The 24,351-nt window shown below is 59.6% G+C and carries 21 protein-coding genes and 1 riboswitch; of the genes, 6 read left to right on the top strand and 15 right to left on the bottom strand.

Annotation, left to right across the window (positions count from 1 at the left end):
- Window positions 1-207 precede the first annotated feature (207 nt).
- Window positions 208-2,823 carry a cell envelope biogenesis protein OmpA gene (locus P0G09_RS05870; RefSeq protein WP_275252196.1) on the bottom strand — a complete coding sequence of 872 codons (2,616 nt, stop codon included), beginning with the start codon at window positions 2,821-2,823 and terminating at the stop codon, window positions 208-210.
- 45 nt (window positions 2,824-2,868) lie between these two features.
- The gene (gene rlmB / locus P0G09_RS05865; protein ID WP_275252195.1) at window positions 2,869-3,672 is read right to left on the bottom strand and encodes a 23S rRNA (guanosine(2251)-2'-O)-methyltransferase RlmB; all 804 of its coding nucleotides are present in this window, start codon (window positions 3,670-3,672) and stop codon (window positions 2,869-2,871) included.
- Between the two features lie 565 nt (window positions 3,673-4,237).
- Here rlmB and fba point away from each other — a divergent pair.
- Window positions 4,238-5,101: a class II fructose-1,6-bisphosphate aldolase gene (gene fba / locus P0G09_RS05860; protein WP_097771599.1), complete on the top strand. Its 864-nt coding sequence runs from the start codon at window positions 4,238-4,240 to the stop codon at window positions 5,099-5,101.
- Between the two features lie 154 nt (window positions 5,102-5,255).
- Here the strand turns inward: fba and P0G09_RS05855 are convergent, their stop codons facing one another.
- From P0G09_RS05855 to P0G09_RS05845, 3 genes are all read right to left on the bottom strand, one after another.
- Entirely contained in the window at window positions 5,256-6,527 is a 1,272-nt protein-coding gene (locus tag P0G09_RS05855) for a folylpolyglutamate synthase/dihydrofolate synthase family protein (RefSeq protein ID WP_275252194.1), read from the bottom strand.
- Window positions 6,524-7,033, bottom strand: coding sequence for a folate family ECF transporter S component (locus P0G09_RS05850; RefSeq protein WP_005935200.1), 510 nt, complete (start codon window positions 7,031-7,033; stop codon window positions 6,524-6,526). The genes P0G09_RS05855 and P0G09_RS05850 overlap by 4 nt, the downstream gene beginning before the upstream one ends.
- A 147-nt stretch (window positions 7,034-7,180) precedes the next feature.
- A riboswitch (THF riboswitch) is annotated at window positions 7,181-7,277 on the bottom strand.
- Between the two features lie 167 nt (window positions 7,278-7,444).
- The gene (locus P0G09_RS05845) at window positions 7,445-8,992 is read right to left on the bottom strand and encodes an alkaline phosphatase (protein ID WP_275252193.1); all 1,548 of its coding nucleotides are present in this window, start codon (window positions 8,990-8,992) and stop codon (window positions 7,445-7,447) included.
- A gap of 294 nt (window positions 8,993-9,286) precedes the next feature.
- Here P0G09_RS05845 and P0G09_RS05840 point away from each other — a divergent pair, with 294 nt between their 5' ends.
- The gene (locus P0G09_RS05840) at window positions 9,287-10,144 is read left to right on the top strand and encodes a PfkB family carbohydrate kinase (protein ID WP_275252192.1); all 858 of its coding nucleotides are present in this window, start codon (window positions 9,287-9,289) and stop codon (window positions 10,142-10,144) included.
- Between the two features lie 408 nt (window positions 10,145-10,552).
- Here P0G09_RS05840 and P0G09_RS05835 read toward each other — a convergent pair whose 3' ends face one another.
- Genes P0G09_RS05835 through P0G09_RS05825 form a run of 3 tightly spaced genes read right to left on the bottom strand, consistent with a single transcriptional unit; the run spans window position 10,553 to window position 14,737 of the window.
- The gene (locus tag P0G09_RS05835; RefSeq protein WP_275252191.1) at window positions 10,553-12,475 is read right to left on the bottom strand and encodes an ABC transporter ATP-binding protein; all 1,923 of its coding nucleotides are present in this window, start codon (window positions 12,473-12,475) and stop codon (window positions 10,553-10,555) included.
- A complete protein-coding gene (locus P0G09_RS05830) occupies window positions 12,475-14,226 on the bottom strand; it encodes an ABC transporter ATP-binding protein (protein WP_275252190.1) in 1,752 nt (583 codons plus the stop codon). Before P0G09_RS05830 ends, P0G09_RS05835 begins: the two co-directional genes overlap by 1 nt.
- 34 nt (window positions 14,227-14,260) lie before the next feature.
- Window positions 14,261-14,737, bottom strand: coding sequence for a MarR family winged helix-turn-helix transcriptional regulator (locus tag P0G09_RS05825; protein WP_154276915.1), 477 nt, complete (start codon window positions 14,735-14,737; stop codon window positions 14,261-14,263).
- Window positions 14,738-15,005: 268 nt separating this feature from the next.
- Here P0G09_RS05825 and P0G09_RS05820 point away from each other — a divergent pair, with 268 nt between their 5' ends.
- Window positions 15,006-16,136 carry an MFS transporter gene (locus tag P0G09_RS05820; protein WP_275252189.1) on the top strand — a complete coding sequence of 377 codons (1,131 nt, stop codon included), beginning with the start codon at window positions 15,006-15,008 and terminating at the stop codon, window positions 16,134-16,136.
- 70 nt (window positions 16,137-16,206) lie between these two features.
- Here the strand turns inward: P0G09_RS05820 and P0G09_RS05815 are convergent, their stop codons facing one another.
- Complete coding sequence (locus tag P0G09_RS05815; RefSeq protein WP_097773305.1) at window positions 16,207-16,827, bottom strand: epoxyqueuosine reductase QueH; 621 nt, start codon at window positions 16,825-16,827, stop codon at window positions 16,207-16,209.
- 122 nt (window positions 16,828-16,949) lie between these two features.
- On the opposite strand from P0G09_RS05815, the gene P0G09_RS05810 reads away from it, so the two are divergent.
- The 3 genes from P0G09_RS05810 (at window position 16,950) to P0G09_RS05800 (ending at window position 19,596) form a co-directional block, all read left to right on the top strand.
- Window positions 16,950-17,153, top strand: coding sequence for a DUF896 domain-containing protein (locus tag P0G09_RS05810; protein WP_005935179.1), 204 nt, complete (start codon window positions 16,950-16,952; stop codon window positions 17,151-17,153).
- A gap of 205 nt (window positions 17,154-17,358) precedes the next feature.
- Window positions 17,359-18,654, top strand: coding sequence for an adenylosuccinate synthase (locus P0G09_RS05805; RefSeq protein WP_156060172.1), 1,296 nt, complete (start codon window positions 17,359-17,361; stop codon window positions 18,652-18,654).
- Window positions 18,655-18,696: 42 nt separating this feature from the next.
- The gene (locus P0G09_RS05800; protein WP_097771586.1) at window positions 18,697-19,596 is read left to right on the top strand and encodes a DegV family protein; all 900 of its coding nucleotides are present in this window, start codon (window positions 18,697-18,699) and stop codon (window positions 19,594-19,596) included.
- Between the two features lie 175 nt (window positions 19,597-19,771).
- Here P0G09_RS05800 and P0G09_RS05795 read toward each other — a convergent pair whose 3' ends face one another.
- The 6 genes from P0G09_RS05795 to P0G09_RS05770 all read right to left on the bottom strand — a co-directional run bounded on the left by P0G09_RS05795 (window position 19,772) and on the right by P0G09_RS05770 (window position 24,337).
- Window positions 19,772-20,359 carry a sortase gene (locus P0G09_RS05795; RefSeq protein ID WP_156060171.1) on the bottom strand — a complete coding sequence of 196 codons (588 nt, stop codon included), beginning with the start codon at window positions 20,357-20,359 and terminating at the stop codon, window positions 19,772-19,774.
- A complete protein-coding gene (locus tag P0G09_RS05790) occupies window positions 20,352-21,131 on the bottom strand; it encodes an FctA domain-containing protein (RefSeq protein ID WP_275252188.1) in 780 nt (259 codons plus the stop codon). The genes P0G09_RS05795 and P0G09_RS05790 overlap by 8 nt, the downstream gene beginning before the upstream one ends.
- Window positions 21,132-21,144: 13 nt before the next feature.
- Window positions 21,145-21,894, bottom strand: a complete 750-nt coding sequence (gene srtB / locus P0G09_RS05785; RefSeq protein ID WP_252249680.1) for a class B sortase — start codon at window positions 21,892-21,894, stop codon at window positions 21,145-21,147.
- 233 nt (window positions 21,895-22,127) lie between these two features.
- Complete coding sequence (locus P0G09_RS05780) at window positions 22,128-23,288, bottom strand: hypothetical protein (RefSeq protein WP_275252187.1); 1,161 nt, start codon at window positions 23,286-23,288, stop codon at window positions 22,128-22,130.
- A 103-nt stretch (window positions 23,289-23,391) separates the two neighbouring features.
- Window positions 23,392-23,946 (bottom strand): signal peptidase I, encoded by a 555-nt coding sequence (gene lepB / locus P0G09_RS05775; protein WP_275252186.1) that lies wholly within the window; start codon window positions 23,944-23,946, stop codon window positions 23,392-23,394.
- Complete coding sequence (locus P0G09_RS05770; RefSeq protein ID WP_275252185.1) at window positions 23,927-24,337, bottom strand: hypothetical protein; 411 nt, start codon at window positions 24,335-24,337, stop codon at window positions 23,927-23,929. The genes lepB and P0G09_RS05770 overlap by 20 nt, the downstream gene beginning before the upstream one ends.
- Between the last annotated feature and the right edge of the window lie 14 nt (window positions 24,338-24,351).

Genomic DNA, 24,351 nt, shown 5'->3' with positions numbered 1-24,351 from the left:
CACACATGGAAAAATTTCGCGTCCATGATTTTTCTCACTATTGATTTATTTTACACGTCCGGCCAATGTGGGTCAAGTTTTTCGCCCAAAGTGCTGTGCTTTCGCACCCGATTTCGTCGGGAATGCCAGTTTTTTCCGATTTTTTTGTGCAGAACATCAGGGCCAAAAGCTGCTCCCGGCGCAGGCAGCCAAACGCCGCGCTCACATTCAGTTGTGCTGTTTCAGGGCGCAGACCGCAATGCTCAAAGCACTCCAAGCTGCCTGATACATCAGGACAGCTGCCACCGACAGGGTGCCGATGCTGCCCGCGTAGGTCAGCAGAACACCGATGACCACCGAGAACCAGACCGAGACCATCTGCACCGTGGTGGCGCTCGTCTCGGCGTTCTGGGCCTTTTCCGCCGCGCGCAGGCCGCCGATCAGGCTGGCAAAGCCCTTATCATGCAGCATACAGCAGCGGGCAGTCTCGTCCGGCTGAGCAGGGGTCAGCGCGCTGCACTGCTCCTGATCCAGCAGGGTGATCATCCCCTCGGGCAGATGGTAAGCCTCGGTGATGTGGCGGGCCGTCAGGCTGGGGTCCTCACAGGTAACCAGCAGGCGGATGTTCTCCCGCTGCAGCACCTCCAGCCCGCGGGCGGCGTTGCGGCCGCCCACATAGTGGAGCACAAACATAGCGTGCAGGCTGCCGGAAACAGCCAGATACAGGATCTGCAGCGCGCCGTTTTGGGAGTGCTCATCCTCATACTCCTGCTCAGGCAGGGGCACCCCCTCCCGCTCCATGTACAGCCGGTTGCCGATGAGCACCCGGTTGTTATCGCACCAAGCGGCAAAGCCAAGACCGTGGTGGACCTCCAGATCCTTCACAGGGTACAGGATCTCGGTGCGGTCCTCGATGATCTGGCGGAACAGGCCCCGCAGGGTCTCACAGCTGTGGTTGAGGATGCTGGCCGCATAGAGGATGGCACGGTCGATGCGGCCGCCCTTGAAGATGCGGATATCCTCCAGATTCACGCTGTCGGCGGTAAAGAGCTCGTCGGCATCCACCTGCACGGTGTCCACACCGCCCAGCTCCTCAATGGCAGCCCAGCCGGGCACCACGGCACCGGCGGCGGCAGCGGTCTTTTGCAGGCGCAGAGAAGCGATGCCCGCAACCAGGGTGGAGGACAGCGGTGCACCCATGCAGAGCATGGAGGTCAGGGCTGCGGCCATGCCGTTGGGCCCACCGCCAAACAGCAGGAACACCAGTCCGCTGAGCACGGCAGCACCCAGCAGGATCAGGGCTGTCTTGCGGGCGCGGCGCTCACTGGCGCGCTCCCCGAAGCTCTGCTCCACCAGTGCTTCGTCCCACTGGACAGGGCGGCTGAGCAGCACCCAGGGGTCTTTCTGATCCAGGCTCCGGGCCAGCACCCGGATCAGGTCCTTATCCCGGACACGGAATGCGCCCTGCAGCCCCTCGGGGGATCGGGCGGCGAGGTCGTAGCCGTTTCTGACGGCAGTCAGCAGGACACGGCTGCCCAGCAGGGCCAGGAACAGGCCCAGTGCGGCCACGCCGGAAAGCAGCGTCCAGCTGGAGTTCTGATAGCTCTGGGCGTTGAGCAGGGCGACCGCAGCCTGCACCAGCGCACCGCAGGCGGCCAGCGCCGGCATGGTGTCTGCACTGGGGCGGCCCTTGAGGCCCTGCAGGCCATCCCGCAGGACAGGCCAGCCCACAGCCAGCGCACCGGCCAGAAAGAGCAGGTTGGCAGCATAGAACGCCGCCGGGGCGATCACGGGGTCAAGGGAGGCCACAGGGGCCAGCAGCCCCTCGGCAACAAGGCCAAAGTGGAGCAGCACCACGGCAAGGATGCCCTCCAGCACACACCGCAGCGTCAGCTCCGCGCCCATCCGGCGGAGCTTCTCCCCAACCTGCTCGGGCGTTTCCGGCTCGGCTTCCTCTTCAGGCTTCTCCGCAGCCTCCGGCGCGGCAGGGGCCGCTTCCTCAGCAGGCTGGGCCGGGGCCTCCTCTGCCGGGGCGGCAGGCCGGGCGGGTGCCTCGTCCTCTTCCAGCCCCATCAGCGGCAGGCTCATGCTGTCGTCCTTGCTGGGGGCCTCGGTGCGGGTAGGGGCCTGCGGCTCGTTCTCGTCCGCACCCTTGCCAAAGAACTGGAACGCTGTTTCCGGTTCCGGCTCAACCTCTGGCGCGGCTTCCGGGGCAGACTTCGCCTGCTTTACCGACTGATCCTCGGCAAACACCATGGGGATGGCCGGGCCCTCGGGCGCTGCGGGAGCTTCCGGCTCCACGGCCAGCACCTCTTCGGGGGCATCCTGCACCTCCTCCACCGGGGCGGGCTTGGGGGTGCCATAGAGCATGGCCTTGAGCTCGGCCATCTCTGCATCCTCCTGCTGCTCCTGCGGGGTCAGGGGTTCCCGGCGGCGGGGCGGCTCCGGCTTTTTCTCGGGCTGGGGTGCAGGCCGGGGCTCCGGCTTCGGCGCTGCGGGAACTTCCGGCACAGTGGGCAGAGCCACAGGCTCTGCTTCCTCAAGCTCTCCGGGCTCCAATGCCAGCTCCAGACCGGCCTCTGCTTCTTCCTCATGGCCCAGTACGATCTCACCCGTGGGCGGCAGCTCATTCTGCACGGTCGGGGCGGCGGCTGGCTCCTCTTTGTCCTTTTCGCGGTGAAAGAGCTTGCCCAGCAGGCTGCCGGTGCTCTCCTTTTCCTCATCGCGGCGCTTCATCTCTTCGGGCACCTGTGCCACGCTGGTACTGAAAAACGTGCGGAACTTCTCGTTCTGCGCATCGATCTCTTCCTGTGTCAGCTCTTTGCGCTTATCATCCTTTGGCATCCTAGTCCCTCCCTGTTCTGGTCACGGCGGTCTGGCCGCTGTTTCTTACTCTGCGGCGCGCTGGCTCTGGATCTCATACAGGATGATGCCAGCCGCCACCGAGACATTGAAGCTGTCCACACCGGTGCCCTGAGCCGCCATATCCAGCCGCACCACACCATCGCAGAGCTTTTTCACCAGCTGGGATACACCACTGCCCTCGCTGCCCAGCACCAGTGCGATGGGGCCGGTCAGGTTGTTCTTGCGCAGGGGCACGCCGTCCATATCGGCACAGTAGACGAACACCCCCTGATCCTTCAGGCGGCGGATGGTCTCGCCGATGTTAGCCACGCGGGCCACAGGCAGGCGCTCGGCCGCACCGGCGCTGGACTTGATAACGGTGGGGGTCACGGACGCGCCGCCCCGCTTGGGGATGACGATGCCGTGGGCTCCGCACAGCAGAGCAGAGCGCATCACCGCGCCCAGATTATGGGGGTCCTCGATGCCGTCACTCAGCACCAGGAAAGGGGGCTCCCCCTTCTCTCTGGCAATGTTCAGCAGGTCCTCCACGGTCACATATTCGATCTCGCTGGCAAAGGCGGCCACGCCCTGGTGGCTCTCGGTGCCGGTCATCAGGCGCAGCTTGTTGGGATGCACCCGCTTGACCGTGGCCCCGGCCTCTTTGGCCATGGCGGTATAGTAAGCAGCCACGGCGGGGGCCATGCCCTCCGCGATCAGCACGGTATCCACGCCGGAACCGCTCTTGAGCAGCTCGGTCACGGGGTTTTTGCCGTAGACCAGGCTCTCATTCTTGGGCTGCTCCTCCGTGCTGCTGCGGCGGGGACGGCGCGGCATTTTCTGTTCGTCCATTGATGTGTTCTCCTTCCATTCTATGGCAAGGCGGGCCGTTTGAGCCGCGCCATGGTTTCGTTCTGTTTCAGTTTTACTATATTTTGACACTGATACATTTTAAAGTATAGCATACCCCGGCATTCTTCGCAATGTTTGCCGAAGGCAAAAGTTTTCCACATTCAGCAGGCTATACAATCGGTAATTCGGCTCAAATTTTTCCACATGTTGAAAACCCGGTGGAAAATGTTCAAAAATCAAGTTTGTACGCCCACTTTCCGGGTGGAATTCCACAGTTTCCACCGAGTTTTCAACCTCCCAGGTTCGACACGCAAACTTTCCGCCGTACTTTTTGTAAAATTCAAGTCGGAATTATGACAATTTTTTGAAGGGAGATCCAGTGGTTTTTGCCAGAATCTCCAACATCAAAATGCCCAATGTGAATTTGTGTTGAAAACGCCGCGGGAACCGCCTTGATTTTATCCTGTAATTGGGGTATACTACCCTTAGGTTCGTTAAAGGATGCGCAATCTTGTATCCAAAACGGCTTTTTCACCCCAAAATGATTTTGCGGAGGTAATGAATAATGTTGGTAAATGCAACCGAAATGCTGATCAAGGCACGCGATGGCCACTACGGTGTGCCCCAGTTCAACATCAACAATCTGGAGTGGACCAAGGCAGTCCTGACCGCCTGCGAGGAAATGAAGAGCCCCGTTATCCTGGGTGTCTCTGAGGGCGCAGGCAAATACATGACCGGCTTCAAGACCGTTGCCGCCATGGTCAGCTCCATGGTGGAGACCATGGGCATCACCGTTCCCGTCGCCCTGCATCTGGACCACGGCACCTACGAGGGCTGCAAGGCCTGCGTTGAGGCCGGCTTCTCCTCCATCATGTTCGACGGCAGCCACTACTCCATCGAGGAGAACGTGGAAAAGACCAAGGAGCTGGTCGCTCTGGCACACTCCAAGGGCCTGAGCATCGAGGCCGAGGTCGGCTCCATCGGCGGCGTTGAGGACGGCGTTGTGGGCGCTGGCGAGATCGCAGACCCCGCCGAGTGCGCAAAGATCACCGATCTGGGCATCGACTTCCTGGCTGCCGGCATCGGCAACATCCACGGCGTTTACCCCGCCAACTGGAAGGGCCTGGACTTTGAGGCTCTGGACCGCATCCACAAGGCTACCAACAACATTCCTCTGGTCCTGCACGGCGGCACCGGCATCCCCGACGAGATGATCCAGAAGGCCATCAGCCTGGGCGTTTCCAAGATCAACATCAACACCGAGTGCCAGCTGGTCTTTGCTGAGGCCACCCGCAAGTACATCGAGGCTGGCAAGGATCAGCAGGGCAAGGGCTTCGATCCCCGCAAGCTGCTGGCTCCCGGCGCTCAGGCCATCGTTGACAAGTGCAAGGAGAAGATCGAGCTGTTCGGCTGCGCAGGCAAGGCCTGAGCAGAAGCGCATCTCCTGAGCACATTCCCGCCCCATAAATGATATTGCCCCGCTGTTCTGTGCATCACAAAACAGCGGGGCATTTTTTTGTAAGCCAGTCCGCAAAAAGGGGGCTGCTGCACCGGTTTTTCCCGTGTGCCGCAGCCCCTCTTCTTTACTGGTTCAATTTTGCAAACGCTTCCCGCACATCGCCGGAGAAGTAGAGCGTGCCCAGTGCGCACACGGGGCCGGTGCCCCCAAGGGCGACCGCCCGGGCCACACCGGCTTCAATGGTGGGAGCAGGCTCGGCCCTGCCGCCCCGGGCGCGGATCTGTTCGGCCAGCGTCTCAGCGGGCATGGCGCGGGGGGTATGGGCCGCTACGGTGACGAACTGCCCGGCCAGCGGCAGGAGCAGTGCCAGCATCTCGTCCACATCCTTGTCCGCCATGATGCTGAGCAGGAACACGAACTTCTGCCCCGGAAAGCGGTCCCGCAGGCTCTGCACGGTGGCCCGCATTCCGTGGGCGTTGTGGCTGCCATCCAGCAAAAAGGCGGGCGAATGCCGCAGCAGCTCGAACCGGCCCGGCCAGCGCACCTGTTCCAGACCAGCACGGATGGCGCTGTCCGGGATGTTCCAGCCCCGGCTGCGCAGCACCCGCAGGGCCGTAATGGCCGTGGCGGCGTTCCGGGGCTGATAGCTGCCGATCAAGGGCAGGCGGATGCCGTTCAGGCCGTCAAAATCAAAGGTGACAGCATCCAGATCCCCGTCCTCGATGGTCAGCCTGCTGAGATCTACCACGGTCAGCGGCGCGTGCCGCTCTGCCGCCGCACGGGCGATGACGGCATCGGCCTCGGGCACACCGCCATAGCTCACCACCGGACTGCCCGGCTTGATGATGCCCGCCTTGGCCGACGCGATATCGGCCAGGGTGGGGCCCAGCTCCTTCACATGATCCATGCCCAGCGCCGTGATGACCGCGCACTCCGGCGGGTCGATGACGTTGGTGGAATCCAGCGTGCCGCCCAGGCCCACCTCCAGCACCACGATGTCGCATTTCGTCTCAACGAACCAGAGCATCCCCAATGCCGTGATGATCTCGAACTCGGTGGGGATATCGGTCATGGCATCGGCAGCGGGCTTCACACGCTCCACCAGCCGCACCAGCGCCTCGTCCGGGATCTGTTGGCCGTTTACCTGAATGCGCTCGTTGAACCGGTTGATAAAGGGCGAGGTATACAGGCCCACCCGGTAACCCGCCGCCTGCAGGCAGGAGGCCAGCATGGCCGCCGTGCTGCCCTTGCCGTTGGTGCCCGCCACATGGATGAATTTCAGCTGCTCGTGCGGGTTCCCCAGTGCGGCCAGCAGGGTCCGGGTGCGGGTCAGGCCCGGCTTGTGCCCCGCCCACTGGACGGCATGGATATAGTTCAGCGCTTCTTCATAGTTCATTGTGCAATGCCTCGGATCGTTTTGTTCTCCAGCAGCAGGCGCACCAGCACGGTGTTCACCGCCGCCAGGACCAGCGCGTTGGGAATGCGGGTCACCAGCACGCTCCACGGATAGTTATAGAAGAGGTGGAGTGCCAGCGAGTTGATGACAATGGAGCCCACCGCATGGCCGGCAAACACGCTGATCTGGGTGCGCAGACCCAGCCGCAGGTTGGGCAGAGCGCGCCAGAGAAGGCCCGCCGTCAGGCCGATGGAGCCCGCTCCCAGCGTGATCAGCGGATTGATGGCGTAGCCGGAAAGGGTGCCGCCGATCATATCGGCCACTGCACCCACGGCAAAGCCCTCCACCGGCCCGAACAGCACAGCGGCCAGCAGGGTGGGCAGGCTGCCCAGGTTGAACCGGACAAAGCCGGTGGAAATGCTCAGCACCCGGGCAAACACGATGCTCATGGCAGTGAGCAGGGCCAGCATGGTGAGCTTGCGGACGGAATTTCTGGAATGGTTCATATCAATTGTCCTCCCCTGTTTCGGGAACCGCGGGGCGGGCAATGCAAAACGCCCTCCCCTGTGACAAACCGCACAAAGGAGGGCGTGATTCAACGGTTCACATCCAGACGGGGCCGCAGACGGCCCCATCTGCACCCAAGTCCATGCAGCAGCGGGATGCAGGCCATGCACCGCGGGTCTTACCTTCGTCCGCAGCACAACTCCCCGTTGATGCGGCACTTAACGCGCATGGCCTTACTCTGTTGATGGTCTTATTATATGCCTTTTTCCGGCCCATTGCAACCACAACTCCCATCATCTTTCCCAATTCGCGGGGCAGATTTTTGGCGGGGTGCACAATTCCGGCCTACACAAAAAGCCCTCCGGTGCGTCTCGTCCCGGAGGGCTTTGGGGTACAAATGGGCTGGTCAATTACTGCACATCGGTCAGCTCAGCCAGCTTGTGGAAGATCTCGGTGTTGTCAAACACGCCGCGGAACTTGTCTGCACCCTGACCACGGGCGTAGAGGTTCACCATGGCACCGGTGTGGGCGTAGGTGGTGTGATCCACACCGGACTTGTGGTTGATGGTGTGGCAGATGGCCACGCTGAAGGGGATGTAGGTGCCATACAGCTCGTAATCCTGCTGGCTCATCTTGCTCTGGCTGGAAGCGCCGACCTTGAGGGTGCGCTCGTAAGCGGTGCGCAGGTTCTCCACCTCGTAGTCGGTCAGCAGCAGCTTGCCTGCGTTGGCGGCATCGGGGTCGGTGGGCAGGGTCAGGCCGAAGTTTGCCTTCACGTCCTGCATGGCAGTCTCAAAGGGAGTCTGATTCTTCACGTAGTTGTTCACATAGGTGGAATCGAACTTTGCGTAGGACATCTTCTGGTGGGCCAGGTTGGTCAGGAAGGTATCGTAGTTGGTGGTCTTGTAGCCAATGCCCAGACCGCCGGTCTCGTGGTCAGCGGTCACCAGGATCAGGGTGTCATCGGGGTGCTGGGCGTAGAACTCCACAGCAGCCTGCACCGCGTTGTGCATCTCGATCACATCATGGATGGAGGCAGCGGCATCGTTGGCGTGGCAGGCCCAGTCGATCTTGCCGGACTCCACCATCATAAAGAAGCCGTTGCTGTTGTCCAGCAGCTCAATGCCCTTGCGGACATAGTCGGTCAGCTGCCACTCTCCCGGAGCGGCATCCATGGCGTAGTTCATGGCCTTGCCGTCGGCCAGGTTCTCGGCAATGATCAGGGTCTTGCCTGCCCCGGCCTTCAGGGCAGCAGCACCGGCCTGGGTGGTGACAACGTTGTAACCAGCCTGTGCAGCCACCTCGTGGTTGTTGGGGCCGGTGCCATCGCCGTTCACCTTCTGGAACTCGCCGCCTGCGAAATACTCAAAGCCAGAGTTTGCCAGCTCCACGCCGATCTGATAGTAGTTCTTGCGGGTCTTCTGATGTGCATAGAAGGCAGCAGGGGTGGCATGGTCAATGTTCACCGTGGAAACAATGCCAACCTTGTAGCCCTTCTGCTTGTGGAGCTTCTCCGCAATGGTCTCATAGGGCACATCACGGGTCCAGGGGCACATATTGATGACACCGCTCTCGGTCTTTTTGCCGGAAGCGATGGAGGTGGCGGTGGAAGCGGAGTCCGGGCAGAAGGAGGTGCTGTCGTAGGTGGTCACGCTGCCCACCTCCGGGAACTGGGTAAAGCTCAGCTCTGCCTCGGTGATGGCACCGTTGTTGGTGACAGTGCCCTGATAGAACCGGGCAGACTGGATCTGGGCAGTGCCCATGCCATCGCCGATGAACAGGAAGATGTACTTGGGCTTCTTCTGGAACAGGCCAAAGCAGTTCTCCTCGTCAGCTGCGGTGGAAGCAGCCGGAGCGGCAGCGTTTGCAGCCACAGGGGCAGCAGTCATCAGACCGGCGGCAGATGCCACAGCACCCACTTTCAGGAAGTTGCGGCGGGACATTTTATGTTCTTTCATACGATAATTCCTCTCTTATCCTGAGCCCTCCCGGGCCCTGTTGCAATGTTTCTTGGGAACGGTTCTATTGTACCCATTCGGAGAAAGAGGGGAAACCATGGTAAGGCAAATCTTAGGTAAACCTTGGGCAATGAAAAACAGGCATTGGTAAAAAACAGGTGGTCTTTGTAAAATCGAGCCTTTCCTGCCCAAGGGCACTTTTATTCCGTCAGGATTCGCCCCGGATCGGTTGCATCCGATGGGCAAATCGTGTATACTGTAACCCGATTTTTATTTGCGGAGGGAGGGGTGCACATGTCCGTTTTGTGTCTGGGCGAAATCTGGCTGGAGCTGAACGCCGCCACGGCTCCGGAGCTGACGGAGACATTCCGGGCGCAGACCGGCGGCTGGGGCGCAGGCTTCTGCCGCCAGTACGCCGCATTGGGCGGGCAGGCGGCTCTGCTGGCCCAGCTGGGAGCCGACCCCTTTGGCCGCAAGCTGGCGGCCCGGCTTGCCCGGGATGGTGTGGATTGCTCCCTGCTCTGCTTCACGGATGCCTTCCCCACGCCGGTGGTGTTTACCGGAGCGGATACCGCTCTGCCCTACCGTGCCCACACCGCCGGGCTGGCCCTTGGGCCGGAACAGCTGGAGGCCGCCCCGTTCCGGGGAGCCTCTGCCTTCTGCTTTTCCTCCGCCGGGCTGGTGGACAGCCCCCTGCGGCTGGCCCACCTCGAGGCCCTTGCCGCTGCCCGGGATGCCGGGGCGCTCTGCTGCTATCTTCCCCGGCTGGCGCAGGCCGCGCCCTACTGGCCGCAGCGGGAGGCCCTGCGCCAGACCGCCCTGCAGTTTCTTGACCGGGCAGACGTTCTCTTTTTAGAGGAGAGCGACCTGCTCCTCCTCTTCGGCTCCCGGGAGCTGCGCACAGCCCTGTTTGCTCTGTTCACCGGCCATGTGCAGCTGATCTTTTTCTACAAAAAGGACAGGATTCTCGCCTTTACACGCAGTGTTATGGCTTCTGCCGCAAAAAAAGACCAGAGCCCCGCTCTGGTCTTGTATCGGATGGAACAAATGGGGATCCATGTAATAGATCTGCCACAGTTAAGGGAGCATGTACTAGGACAGTTACTGAGTAACGATGCAAACACAACGGAATGCCAAGGGCTCCCCTACTAGGGGAGCTGGCGAGCGAAGCGAGACTGAGAGGTTTAATCCGTAGACAAACAAAAACAGCCAGCGCCGTGGAAAGGAGGAGAAAGCGGCGCTGGCTGTGTATGAGAACTCCCAAACATTTGCGGCTGTCAGGAGATGGTTGGTAGTCTGTCCGCCGCCTTGGCTATTGCCTCGCATCAGCAGGGGACAGTGTTTTTTAAAGGGGCCGCGCCGCCCGGTTCCTGCCGGAGATGCGCGGTTTTCATTGCCTGCATGGCATCTTGGGAGGATGTTTTTCTGTTCCTCCCTGACTGCACCCTTATTGTACAGGATAAAAATGGAGTTTCTTTGTGAGGAATTTGAACAAATTGAAAATAAACGGAGCCGCTGCACATCATTTTGTACAGCGGCTCCGTTTTTTACGATTTTTCTTTAATTTTCGGCCAGATTACCGGTGTAGAGCTGGTAATACTTGCCCTTCTTGGCGATCAGCTCGTCGTGGCTGCCGCGCTCGATGATGCGGCCCTGCTCCAGAACCACAATGCAGTCTGCATTGCGGACGGTAGACAGGCGGTGGGCAATGACAAAGCTGGTGCGGCCATACATCAAGCCGTCCATGCCCCGCTGGACCAGCGCCTCGGTGCGGGTATCAATGGAGGAGGTCGCCTCGTCCAGGATCAGCACCGGGGGATCGGCAACCGCGGCGCGGGCAATGGCCAGCAGCTGGCGCTGCCCCTGCGACAGGTTTGCGCCGTCGTTGGTCAGCATGGTGTTGTAGCCATCGGGCAGACGCTTGACAAAGCCATCGGCATTGGCCAGCTTTGCGGCGGCAATGCACTCCTCATCGGTGGCATCCAGGCGGCCATAGCGGATGTTCTCCATGACCGTGCCGGTGAACAGGTGGGTATCCTGCAGAACGATGCCCAGAGAGCGGCGCAGATCGTCCTTTTTGATCTTGCGGATGTTGATGCCATCATACCGGATCTTGCCGTCTGCGATATCGTAGAAGCGGTTGATCAGGTTGGTGATGGTCGTTTTGCCGGCACCGGTGGAGCCGACAAAGGCGATCTTCTGGCCCGGGCGGCCATAGAGGTTGATCCCGTGCAGAACGGTCTTTTCAGGCACATAGCCAAAATCGACATCGGTAAAGGTGATGTCACCCGCCAGCTTGTGGTAGGTGGTGGTGCCGTCGTGGTGGGGATGCTTCCAGGCCCAGATGCCGGTGCGCTCGGTGGTCTCCACCAGCTCGTCATCCTTGCCATACTTGACGTTGACCAGGGTGACATAGCCCTCGTCGGTCTCGCTGGTCTCGTCCATCATCTTGAAGATACGCTCCGCACCGGCCAGTGCCATGATCACGCTGTTGGCCTGCATGGACACCTGGCTGATGGGCATATTGAAGCCCTTGTTCAGGCTCAGGAAGGCCATCACGGTGCCCAGGGTCATGCCGCCGACATTGCCAACGGCCATGGCCGCGCCCGCCAGAGCACAGACTGCATAGCTGATATTGCCCAGCTGTGCGGTAACGGGCATGATGATGTTTGCGTAGCTGTTGGCCTGCTCGGCGCTTTCCTTCAGCTTATCGTTCAGCTGCCGGAAGCCATCCAGAGCCTTCTGCTCGTGGGTGAACACCTTGACGACCTTCTGGCCCTCCATCATCTCTTCGATGTAGCCGTTCACCTTGCCCAGATCCTTCTGCTGGGCCACAAAGTACTTGCCGCTCATGGAAGTGATCTTCTTGGAGCAGAACAGCATCAGGGTCACCATCAGCATGGTGACAACGGTGAGCTGCCAGCTCATCAGGCACATGCTGGTGAACACGGACACGATGGTGATGGCGCTGGACACCAGCTGGGGGATGCTCTGGCTGATCATCTGGCGCAGGGTGTCCACATCGTTGGTGTACACCGACATGATGTCGCCGTGGGGGTGGGAGTCAAAATACCGGATGGGCAGGCTTTCCATGTGGGTGAAAAGCTGGACGCGCAGGTTGCGCAGGGTGCCCTGGGTCACGTTGACCATGATACGGGCGTTGAGCCATGCGGCCAGCACGCCGATGGCGTAGATGCAGCCGATGCGCACCAGTGCGCCTGCCAGCGGGCCGAAGTCCGGTGTGGCCTGCTTGGTCATGGGGACGATATAATCATCGATCAGGGTCTTGAGGAAGAGGCTTGCCTGCACGTTTGCCAGCGCGCTGACGATGATGCAGACCAGCACAAGGATGCAGTGGGGCAGATAGTGCTTGAACACCTCATCCATGATCCGCTTGAGCAGCTTGCCCGGATTCTCGACCTTCGGCTTGGGGCCGCCCATCCTACGGGGGCCGGGGCCCTTTACTTCTTTCACCTGTGCCATTACTGCTCACCTCCCTGCTTGTCAAAATCGCCGCCGCCCTGGGTCTGGCTGTTGTAAACTTCCTGATAGATCTTGTTTGTCTTGAGCAGCTCCTCGTGGGTGCCCAGGCCGTTGATCTGGCCGTTGTCCAGCACCAGGATGCGGTCTGCATCCTGCACGGAGGAGATGCGCTGTGCAATGATGATCTTGGTGGTGCCGGGGATCTCCTCCCGGAAGGCCTTGCGGATCTTGGCATCGGTGGCGGTATCCACGGCGCTGGTGCTGTCGTCCAGGATCAGCACCTTGGGCTTGCGCAGCAGCGCGCGGGCAATGGTCAGGCGCTGCTTCTGGCCGCCGGACACGTTGGAGCCGCCCTGCTCGATCCAGGTATTGTACTTGTCGGGGAAGCGCTCGATGAACTCATCGGCGCAGGCCAGCCTGGCCACCCGGATGCACTCTTCCTCGCTGGCGTTCTCATCGCCCCAGCGCAGGTTGTCGAGGATGGTGCCGCTGAACAGAACGTTCTTCTGCAGCACCATGGAGACCTCCCGGCGGAGGACATCCAGGCTGTAATCCTTAACGTCCACGCCGCCCACCTTGACAGAGCCGGTCTCGGCATCATACAGGCGGGGGATCAGCTGCACCAGGCTGGATTTTGCACTGCCGGTGCCGCCGATGATGCCCAGCGTCTCGCCCGGCCGGATGCTGAAGGTGACATCGTTCAGGACAGGCTGGCCGGAGCCGTGCTTATACTTAAAGGTAACGTGCTCGAACTCGATGCCGCCATCCCTGACCTGCTGCACCGGTGCCTTGGGGGCGGGCAGGTCGGTGGTCTCGTCCAGCACTTCCACGATACGGCGGGCAGAAGCGGCGGACATGGCGATCATCACAAAGGCCGTGCTCAGCATCATCAGGGCCATCAGGATGTTCATAATGTAACCGAACAGGGCGTTCAGCTGGCCGGTGGTGATCGCACCGTTCAGGACGTAATGTGCGCCGAACCAGCTCAGGGCGATGTTGCAGCCGTACACAGAGACCAGCATGGCGGGATTGTTGAAGCTCAGGCGGCTCTCGGCGTGGACGAACTGCTTGTACAGGCTCTCGCAGGCCTTGGTGTACTTCTCGTTCTCAAAGTGCTCCCGGACAAAGCTCTTGACCACGCGGATGGCCGAGACATTCTCCTGCACGGAGGCGTTCAGGTTATCGTAGTTCTTGAACACCTTATCAAAGATGCCGAAGGTGGGAACCATAATGCCTGCCAGCACTGCCACCAGGAACACGATCGCCACCAGGAACACCATGGTCAGCGAGCGGCTGATCATGGAGGCCATGATGAGCGCGAAAACCAGATGGACGGGGGCACGCACGCACATGCGCTCGATCATCTGGAACGCGTTCTGCAGGTTGGTCACGTCGGTGGTCATACGGGTGACCAGACCAGCCGTGGAGTACTTGTCGATGTTGGAGAACGAGAAATGCTGGATGTTCTCATACATCGCATCGCGCAGGTTGCCTGCAAAGCCGGTGGATGCCGTGGCAGCAAACCTGCCGGCCAGCACGCCCAGCAGCAGGGCAATGGCCGCCACCAGGAAGGTGAGCAGGCCGTACTTGACAACGGCGTTCATATCGCCCTTTTCAATGCCCTGGTCAATGATAAAGGCCATGATGGTAGGCAGCATCACATCCATGATGGCTTCCAGAGCAGAGAAGATCGGTGTCAGGATCGCGGCGCGCTTGTACTCGCCCAGATGTGACACAAGTTTTTTGATCATCTGTTGTAATCCTCCTGAAGTTTATTTGCAGGGGTCATTCCAGCCCCTTGCGCAGCTTGTTCAATAACCGCAGAAGCTCTGCGTTTTCCTCTTCCGTCAGCAATCCGGCCACAAACTCATCGGTCTGGTGCAGGGAGAGCATCGTCTTTTCGTGGACGCGGCCACCCTCTTCCGTCAGGATCAACCGCTTCAGCCGGGCATCCTGCGGCACGCTCTGGCGTTCGATATAGCCCTTGCGCTCCATCAGCTGCAGGATGTTCGTCACAGTCGAGCGTGTGATGGAGAACTCCCGTTCGATATCGCGCTGGTACACGGGGTCATTCTTGTGCCAGTAGAGGTAGCTCATGATCCAGTCGTGCATGGGGGTCACGTTGTCCACATTGTTCTCCCGATGGAACTGGTTGATCTTGCGGAAGATCAGGTTGTTCACCCGGCGCACCTGTGCCGGGATGACCTGCGGCGGCTCCCATGGGGGGTTGCAGCAGGGTTGCTTGGTGCTTTCATCGTGCATAATGGTTTCCCTTTTGAATTGTTTGTGACAGGATTGTTTTCTTTAGAACTGTTTGATGCCGTACAATATCATAACGCACGATTCGATCATTGTCAATAGGAGACGCAAAATAAAATCCAGAAGCGCCCCACCGAACAAACGGCAGGGCGCTTCCACTGGGCGCTGATTTTGCTTCTGCTGGCTCAACAGCCCTTGCTTTCTGACCAGAATATGCTTTAATAAAAGCAACTACGGGCACTGCGCCCCCGAATACTGCAAGGAGAACCCTATGGAACAACGGAATACCCGCCTGCGGAACGCGGGCTTCGTCACCTTCTTTTTCAGCGGCATCTGCACCATTTCCAGCGGTGTGGTGGTCAGCCTGCTGCAGGAGGAATACGGCTTTGCCTACGGCATGACCGGCACCCTGCTCAGCCTGCTGAGCATCGGCAACCTGCTGGCGGGCCTGCTGGCCGGTGCGCTGGTGGGAAAAATGGGCATGAAGCCCAGCGTCCTGCTGCTGACCATCGGCTATGTGGTGGGCTACGGCCTGATGGGCCTGACCGGCCTGCCCATTCTGCTGGCGCTGGCCTTCTTCATTGTGGGCATTGCCAAGGGCAGTGTCCTGAACACCTGCACTATCCTTGTCAGCGGCAACTCTGCAGACCGCACCCGGGGCATGAACACCATGCACGCCTGCTACGCCTGCGGTGCCCTGCTCTGCCCCTTTCTGATCTCTGCCGCGGCCAGGGTCAGCACCACGCTGGCCGTGCTGGCGCTGGCAGCGCTGGGTCTGGTGCTCTGGCTGGTATATCTGTTCACCCCCATGGCAGGCCGCGCCAAGGCCAAAGAAGCTGTCACCGATTGGAGCTTTTTGCGTTCCACCCGCTTCTGGCTGCTCACCGGCCTGCTGTTCTGCCAGAACGCCGCCGAGCAGAGCGTTGTGGGCTGGATGGTCACCTACTTCAAGGACAGCGGCATCATTGCAGGCACGCTGGCGGCCTATACCGTCACCGTGATGTGGGGTGCCACCCTGATCGGCCGCCTGCTCATCGCCTTTGTGTTCCCGCTCCGGCAGCCCCGTAAGGCCATGGTGTTTATGGCGGTTTTCTGCACTGCCTTCTACTTTGCCATGATGCAGACCCACAGCCAGCTGCCTGCCATCCTGCTGCTGTTCGCCTTTGCCTTCTCCATGGCCGGTATGAACCCCACCGCCGTGGCCAGCGCCGGTAAAATGACCACCGTGACCAGCATGGGCATCATGCTGCCGGTGGCATCCAGCGGCGCGATCCTGATGCCCTGGGTCATCGGCAAGGTGGCTGAAAGCGCCGGTCTTGCTGTTGGTATGGCAACCAACATCGTGCCCTGCGTGGGGCTGATCGTCTTTGCAATTCTGGTGTCCAGAATGCGGGAGGAATAAACCTCTCCGTCATTGCTTCGCAATGCCACCTCTCCTGGCAGGAGAGGCAAGCAGCAGGCGACTGAGCGGTTCATCCCCTCGCCTTTGCGCTGAACTCACACCCACAGTAATCCTGACGGTAAAGCCCGTACTCCTCCGAAAGCTGGAGGGAGCGCAGGTAGCCGTTCTGCTTTTTGAAATCCGAGGGCAGGTGCCTGATGCCGAATTCGGCTTCAAGCTCCTGCCCGATTTGATTGATGCGGGCAGCATCCTTGTGGGGGCTGATGGAGAGCGTGGTGGTGAACCAATCAAAGCCGTGCTCCTTTGCGTACTGTGCCGCCCGGCGCATCCGCAAACGGTAGCAGACGGTGCACCGTCCGCCCCGCTCCGGCTCGTTTTCCAGCCCCTGCACAGCCGTGTAGAACTCCTGCGGGTCGTAGTGGTCCTCGATGACCGTGACCCCCAGCGGGTGCGCCTGCGCCACGAACTTTTTCAGCTCCTCGCCCCGGCGGTAGTATTCTTCGGCAGGCCAGGTGTTGGGGTTATAGTAAAGCACCGTGATCTCAAAATACCGGCACAGCTTTTCCAGCACGGCGCTGGAACAGGGCCCGCAGCAGGCATGGAGCAGCAGCTTTGGCCGCTGCGGCCCCAGCGTTTTCAACACTTCGTCCATCTGCTGTGCAAAATTCAACTGTTTTGACATCGGTTTCATCCTTTGTTATACTTGCTTTGATTCAAATAGCTCCCTCCTGCTGCCTCGTCAAAAGAGCCACAGCTGCCGGAAGGGGCATCCCGGTCATATTATATCACATTTTATCTAATAGGAGAACTGCGATGACAAACGAGAAGATCGCCCGTATCAACGAGCTGGCAAAAAAGAGCAAGACCACCGGCCTGACCGATGCCGAAAAGGCAGAGCAGCAGGCCCTGCGGCAGGAGTATGTTGCGGACGTAAAGGCCAGCCTGCGCGCCCAGCTGAACAACACCTCGATCAAAGAGCCGGATGGCACTGTGCACAAGCTGGGGAAGAAGAACTAAAGCAGCTTCACGAAGAGGAGCGCCTGGCGGATCATTGAGAGAAAAGTATTTCTTCCCTCTTTTTTTGTTCCGCGTTTCGTGCTATACTATAATTGTATTGTTGCGGACATTTCCGCGGGCGGTACAGATTCCCAAGGTGGCGTATCCCGGGCAAGGTGCACGGAAAAGGCTGTCTTTTGAAAAAATGATAAAGAGGTCATTTATTATGCTTACTGCAATTACGGGTATCAACTGGGGCGATGAGGGCAAGGGCCGCATGGTCGATCTGATCAGCCAGGAGTATGACATCGTTGCACGGTATCAGGGCGGCAACAACGCAGGCCACACCGTGAAGAACGAGCGCGGCAAGTTCGTGCTGAACCTGCTGCCCTCCGGCATCCTGCGCCCCAACGTTGTCTGCGTGATGGGCAACGGTATGGTCATCGACCCGCACCATCTGGACGGCGAGATCAACAATCTGCGGGAGCAGGGCATTTCCATCACCCCCGATAACCTGAAGATCTCCGACCGGGCCACCATCACCATGCCCTACCATGTCGATCAGGACGGCCTGGAAGAGGCCCGCCTGGCCAAGACCGGCGCACAGTTCGGCTCCACCAAGCGCGGCATCGCCTACACTTACGGTGACAAGTACATGAAGAAGACCCTGCGCATGGGCGACCTGCTCCACCTGGACGACAGCGTGAAGAAGCGCCTGGTGACCATGGTGGATTCCAAGAACCTGGTGATGGAGGGCAGCTACCACTCCGCCCCCATCAGCGTGGACGAGATGTGGGCATGGCTGGAGAAGTATGCCGCCATCTTCAAGGATTACATCTGCGACGTGGGCCAGTATCTGGCTGACGCAGATGCCGCCGGCAAGAAGGTGCTGTTCGAGGCCCAGCTGGGCGCTCTGCGCGACATCGACTTCGGCATCTACCCCTACACCACCTCCTCCAACGTCATCGGCGCTTACGCCCCCATCGGCGCAGGCATCCCGGGCCATAAGCTGACCAACAGCATCGGCGTGATGAAGGCTTACTCCTCCTGCGTGGGCGACGGCCCCTTTGTCACTGAGCTGGCCATGACCGAGGAAGAGAAGCACGCCCTGCGTGAGGCTGGCCACGAGTACGGTGCAGCCACCGGCCGTCCCCGCCGTGTTGGCCCCATCGACCTGGTGGCAAGCCACTACGGCGTGTTCTGCCAGGGCTGCGATGAGGTTGCCCTGACCCTGCTGGACGTGCTGGACTACATGGAGAAGATCCCCATGGTCACCGGCTACAAGCTGACCGACGGCACCATCACCAAGCGCTTCCCCATGGGCATGGCTCTGGACACCGCACAGCCCGTGGTGGAGTATCTGCCCGGCTGGCACTGCGATATCACTGCCGCCCGCAAGTGGGAGGATCTGCCCCAGGAAGCCCGCGATTACGTTGAGTATCTGGAAAAGGCTATTGGCTGCAAGATCACCTACATCTCCGTGGGTGCCGAGCGTGAAGCCTACATCCATCACAACGTCTGATCCGCGCCACAGAACCCGCCGCATTGAAAAGGAAGCGTGACTATGTTTGATATCATCACGGACAGCGCCTGCGACCTGACCCCTGAGACGGCCGCAACACTGAATATTGAGATCATCCCCTTCTATGTCTCGCTGGACGGTGAGCACTACCGCAAGGAAGGCAAGGAGATCGCCGTGCGCGATTTCTACCAGTTCATGGTAGATAACCCCGCGGCCTACCCCAAGACCAGCCTGCCTTCGCTGGAGGATTTTGAGACCGCCTTCCGGGCCCATGCCGAGGCGGGCCGCCCGGTGCTCTGCATCTGCTTTACCAGCAAGATGAGCGGCTGCGTGGGCAGTGCCCGCAACGCCCGGGAGCTGGTGCTGGAGGATTTCCCCGATGCTAAGATCGAGGTCATTGACAGCACCGCCGCCACCGTGACCGAATCCATCGTGGTGGAAAACGCGGTGGCCATGCGGGATGCAGGCTGTACGCTGGACGAAGCCGTGACCTGGCTGGAAGCGGAAAAGATCACCAACCAGATCTTCTTCACGGTGGGTAATCTGGACTACCTCATCAAGGGCGGGCGCATCGGCAAAGTCACGGGCCGTGCCGCCAACATTCTGGGCATCAAGCCCATGATCCTGTTCAAGGAGGGCGAGATCTTTTCCGCTGGCGTGGCCCGCGGCCGCCAGAAGAGCTTTGAGAAGGCCCTCGACCTGCTGATGACCTATCTGGCCGAGCACAACGGCACACCCGATGACTACTGCATCACGGTGGGCTACGGCTACGATGCCGATGAGGGCAAGCGGCTCTGGATGCAGACCCGCGCCGCCCTGCGCGCCAAGTACCCCACCTGCGAGTGCAATGTGGTCCTGCTGCAGATCGGCTGCACCATTGCCGTGCACACCGGCCCCTATGCGTTGGGCATGGGCGTGATGCGGCGGTGGAAAAAACAGTAACTCCCTCAGTCGCCTCCGGCGACAGCTCCCTCTAGGAGGGAGCCTTACGGCAGCGAAAAGCCTCCCTCTGAGAGGGAGGTGGCATTGCGTCAGCAATGACGGAGGGAGTTCCCACATAGTAAAAAAGAAGCCCCGACGAATGTCGGGGCTTCTTTTTGTTTTTCAGCCTTGATTTTTACGATGCACGATCACAGAAGACGGTGACACGGGTCTTGCCGCCATAGGTGCAGGTGTACAGCACCAGGGCGTAGCCGCTGTGTTCCACTTCCTCCACACTGTGGGGGTCAAGTACTTCGACCTTGTTCACGACGTACTCATTCACGATGCCGTCCATATCGGTGAAGGTAACGCTGTCCCCCGCTGTGAGGGAGGCCAGCTTGCCGAAATGGCTCTCGTAGTTGTGCGCCGCAATGACCAGATCATCGGTGCGGGAAGAGCCGAACTGGCGGCAGGGGGCGATCTTCAGGCGGGGGTAGCTCCACTCGCTCATCACCGGCAGGTCAATGCCGATGGCGGGAATGGAGATCTCACCCACATATTCGTTGCCGTCGATCTCCACCACCGGGAGCTCGGGGTCCAGGGGGCCGCTCTCTGCCTCCGGTTCCGGGGTCTCCACCTTCTGCTGAAGGTCGGCCACCACGGTCTGAGCTTCGGCACCGGCGTGGGCATCCTCGTAGCGGTTGTAGGCGTACAGGCCGCCAGCCGCCAACAGGAGCACCACACCCAGCACGATGCAGACAAGCCCGGGGGATACTTTACGCATTCTTTTCACGTTTCTTGCTGCGCTCCATCAGGTAGGCACCCACGGCCACCAGCACCAGACCGCTTGCCGTCAGAACAGGGATAGGCCAGTTCAGCTGACCGGTCTGGATCAGTTTGGGGCCTTCGGCCGGGCGGGCATCCGCCACCACGCTGGCCGGGGCGGTGGGCTCCGGTGCACTAGGGGTGGTGGTTTCAGTCACAGTCGGGCGGGCATCTGCCGGGGCCGGGTTCTCCGGCGTGGAAGGGGTAGGCGGGGTGACGGGATCAGGGTCATACGGGTCCGGGTAGTACGGGGTCTCGATGGCCTTGTAGCTGTTGTTGAAGGTGATGCTGCTCACCTTTTCGTCCATCAGGTCGGCCTGTGTGTGCACGGCCATCCGGGCCACCAGCTTGTCGTTGTCCCACACCACGGAAACGCGCAGATAGTACACGGTTTCATCGTAGGTGCCGCGAGTGTTGACACCGGCGCGCTGGCGCACGGTGTAAACGTAGTAGCCGGGCTTGGTATAATCGATGGGGCCAAAGCTGCCGGTCTCGCCGTCGGTGATCTCCAGAGTGGTCACCTGGGGCAGGGGCGCATTGTCCACAGCCTCAAGTTCCACAGTCAGTGTTTCCTTTGGGAGAGGTGTTTCCCCCGTGGACTGAATGGAAACCGGAAGCTCCTGCAGCTGTGTATGCTGGTCAGCCGCGGTGGCCGCAAATGCCGCCGGCTGACACAGGCAGAACCCCAACGCAAGCGTCAGGAGTGCTGCCGCGATTTTACGGAACCTCATTTCATCCTCTCCTTTATGAATCCGACGCGGACGGGATCATCCACGCCAGAAGAATGGTGCGTGCATCGGTAAACTCCGTTGAACAGGTGGACAGCGCCAGCACCTGAGCGTCATCGCCCGCCGCTTTCATGGCGGCCAGCGTTTCGGTGTTCAGGTTCAGGGCGTTCTCCTGCGCAAAGGTGTACAACCCCTGCAGGTCGCTGTCCCAGCGCTGGGGCTGGAAGATCGCGCTCTCAGACGAAGGGACCAGCAGACATGCAAAGGTTTGAAGATCATAGGTGCGGTCGGGCAGGATCAGCTCACCGGTGGTGTTCTCTGCAAAGAACTCTGCGTCCTTGTAGAGATCCAGATCACCGAACATCTTGCTCTCTTCCATGTGGTGACCATACAGCAGAGAGTAAGGGTCGGTGAAGTTCTTGTCGCAGTTCACATCCAGAAAGATGCTGCCTGCCAGCGAGAAATCACCGTAGACATCGGTGTTCACATAGGTAAAGTTGTCCTCGCCCTGTACCACAGGGTAGTCGATGGCGGTGTTGTCCAGTGTGACCCACGCGCAGACATCCGGGTTGATGCCCAGCAGCTCCTCAAAGCTTGCGCCGTTATCCGCGCCCGCCTTGGGCTTGAACTGCAAAAGCTCTGCCTGAACATTGTCTGCGGCGGCGTACACCTGCGAGTTGTCCCACAGGGCATAGGCTGAATACGCCCCGGCGACCACCAGGAACAGCACGACCACCGTGCTCACCAGAAAGTCGGCTGCCCTCAACGCTTTTCTCTGCCAGTTGATACAGCCCACCTCCGGTTAAGCAAATTCAAATAAGTGGTTATTCGTTAGGTTTGTGCTGAGATAACCCCCCAGTCACGCTTCGCGTGCCAGCCCCCGCTAATAGGGGGGCCCTTGGCATGGCGCAAAGCTTCACGGTTTTGCCAAGGCCGCCCCTACTAGGGGCGGTGGCATCCCGCAAGGGATGACGGTGGGGTTTAATCTACCGCGAGCAATTACTCCTCGTCGCGGCGGCGCTTATTCAGCATCAGGGCCACACCACCAATGGCAACGATGGCCAGCATTGCAATGTAAGGTGCATTGTCCAGCACAACGCCCATGTCGGGGGTACCTTCGTGGGTATTGACAAAGCTAACAGTCACATTTGCATTGTTTACGCTATCAGTAACACCAAGAACGGTCTTTCCATCAATGGTGACATTTTGCATAGTGGTATCAGCAACGCTAACAGTATACTGGCCATTCTTGCTATCAGCAGTAGTATTCTTCTCGTAAATCTTATAGCTGATATCCTTGGGAAGGTTGTTAAAGACAATCTTATTTTTATGGCCCAGAGTAATAGTATAAGGAGTATTCAATGCCAGAGATGTCACAGCGTTATCATCAGCGTCCTTAATAGTACCCTGATTGGTTTCAACCACAACATTTGCATACTTGTTAGCATCACCAGTGAACTCGATCACAAAGGTAAAGGTCTCACCCAGATCACCAAAGCTGCCCTGAACAGTTTTATCCAGCGTCAAGGTATACAGATTGCCATCACCGTAGGTGTTAGTAAAAGCTTCAGTATTGTTAACCTTACCAGTAGCGCTATCACCCGTCGCATTTAATGCAGCCTCTTTAGAGCTAAACATGGTGACATAGTACTCATACTCACCAGTCTTAATCTGATTGGTTTCAGCATCAACTTTATGCGCAACAGTCACAGCCATGTAAACAGGAGCAGCATAGGTAGTCGCAACAGTCTGACCTGCATTTTCAGAAATCTCGTACAGATACTTGCCAGTACCAGTAGGATTGCCCAGGCCCAACTCAGTCGGGGTAACAGTAAAGCTCTTAGACTCACTACCTTTGGTCATCGAGCCAAATGCGGTTTCTTTACCCGTCAGATTGATAACAGTCTCATTATTATACGGAGCCGTTGCTGCCTTGTCCTGACGAATAACCTGCAAGTACTTCACCTGGAAGCTAAAAGTTTCTGCCGGTGCAGTACCATTCTTTACCTCATAGGTTTTATACAGGGGAATCTCGCTAGTTGCAGTCAAAGCCTGATTATGGGTAATAGCAGTCGGTGTCTCCGCAAACGCTGCGGTTGCGCCGACGGTGAGCATCATGGCGGCAGCCAGAACGCCCGCGAAGAATTTCTTCAGTTTCATTGTTATTCCTCCCTAGTAAGAAATAGTTCGTACTCCTGTGCCGCGGCCCAAACTCCGCGGTTCACAGGCAGGATGCCGGCAGCTTCTTCCGGCCTCCGTGGTATTACAGACTGCGTCGCCGCAGTAGTGTAATTACTTTTGCTTGCACATCCTCCAGCGGAATCGGGCCAAAGTCCCGGCTGTCCTCGGATTGTGTGCGGTAATCGCCCAGCACAAAAAAGCAGCCTTCCGGCACCGTGTAGGGGTACTCCAGCGCGTCTTTTGCGTAGGTGGGGTAGAGGATCTCGCCGCTCTGCACCGCGCCGTTCACCACAAGGGTGCCGCTGTCGTCCAGAGCCACAAGGTCACCCTCGCGCCCAAGGATGCGGCCCACCCGGAGCTTGCCACCCTGGGTGTAGACCACAACGTCGTTTTTTGCGTAGGTTTTTTGCAGGCGGTAGCAGATGAGCAGGTCGCCATCCTTTACCGCGGGGAACATGCTGCTGCCCTTGGCCTGCGTGAGCAGGAACACCTGCGTGAACAGCATCCAGGCGCACAGCAGGATCACCACAACGCGGCCCAGCAGGCTGATAAAATCCTGCCGGTTCTCAGCGTCCAGCCTGCGGCGGCGCACCGCCTTTGCCCCCAGCTTCAGGGCTTCATTGTCCAGCGGGTGCATCGGAATGCGCCTCCTTTTGGGGGTCAAACCTCTCAGTCTCGCTTCGCTCGCCAGCGTCCGGGCTAAACCTCTCAGTCACGGGCTTCGCCGTGACAGCTCCCCTAGTAGGGGAGCCCTTGGCAAAACTGTCAACTTTGGTAGTATCCAAGGGCAGGCTTCCGGTCTGTTGCTCCAGCAGCACATTGTACCTTGTGCGCTCGGCGCGGATGGCGGCTTCGTACAGGGCGTAAAGCTCTTCCAGCTTCTTCCACATTGCCGCTTCGTCCACGCCGCCCAGCAGGTTCTTGCGGAATTTCACCGTCCGGAACCACTGGATGATCGCTTCCTGCTCCGGGCTGATACAGCTTTCCTCTGCACCGGCCAGCCGCTGGGGCGCTTTCTTCTTCGCCATGCGGTCAGCCCCCT

Source organism: Faecalibacterium sp. DFI.5.82 (genome assembly GCF_029076575.1).
GTDB lineage: Bacteria > Bacillota > Clostridia > Oscillospirales > Ruminococcaceae > Faecalibacterium > Faecalibacterium duncaniae.
This window is presented reverse-complemented; position numbering and strand designations above follow the sequence as displayed.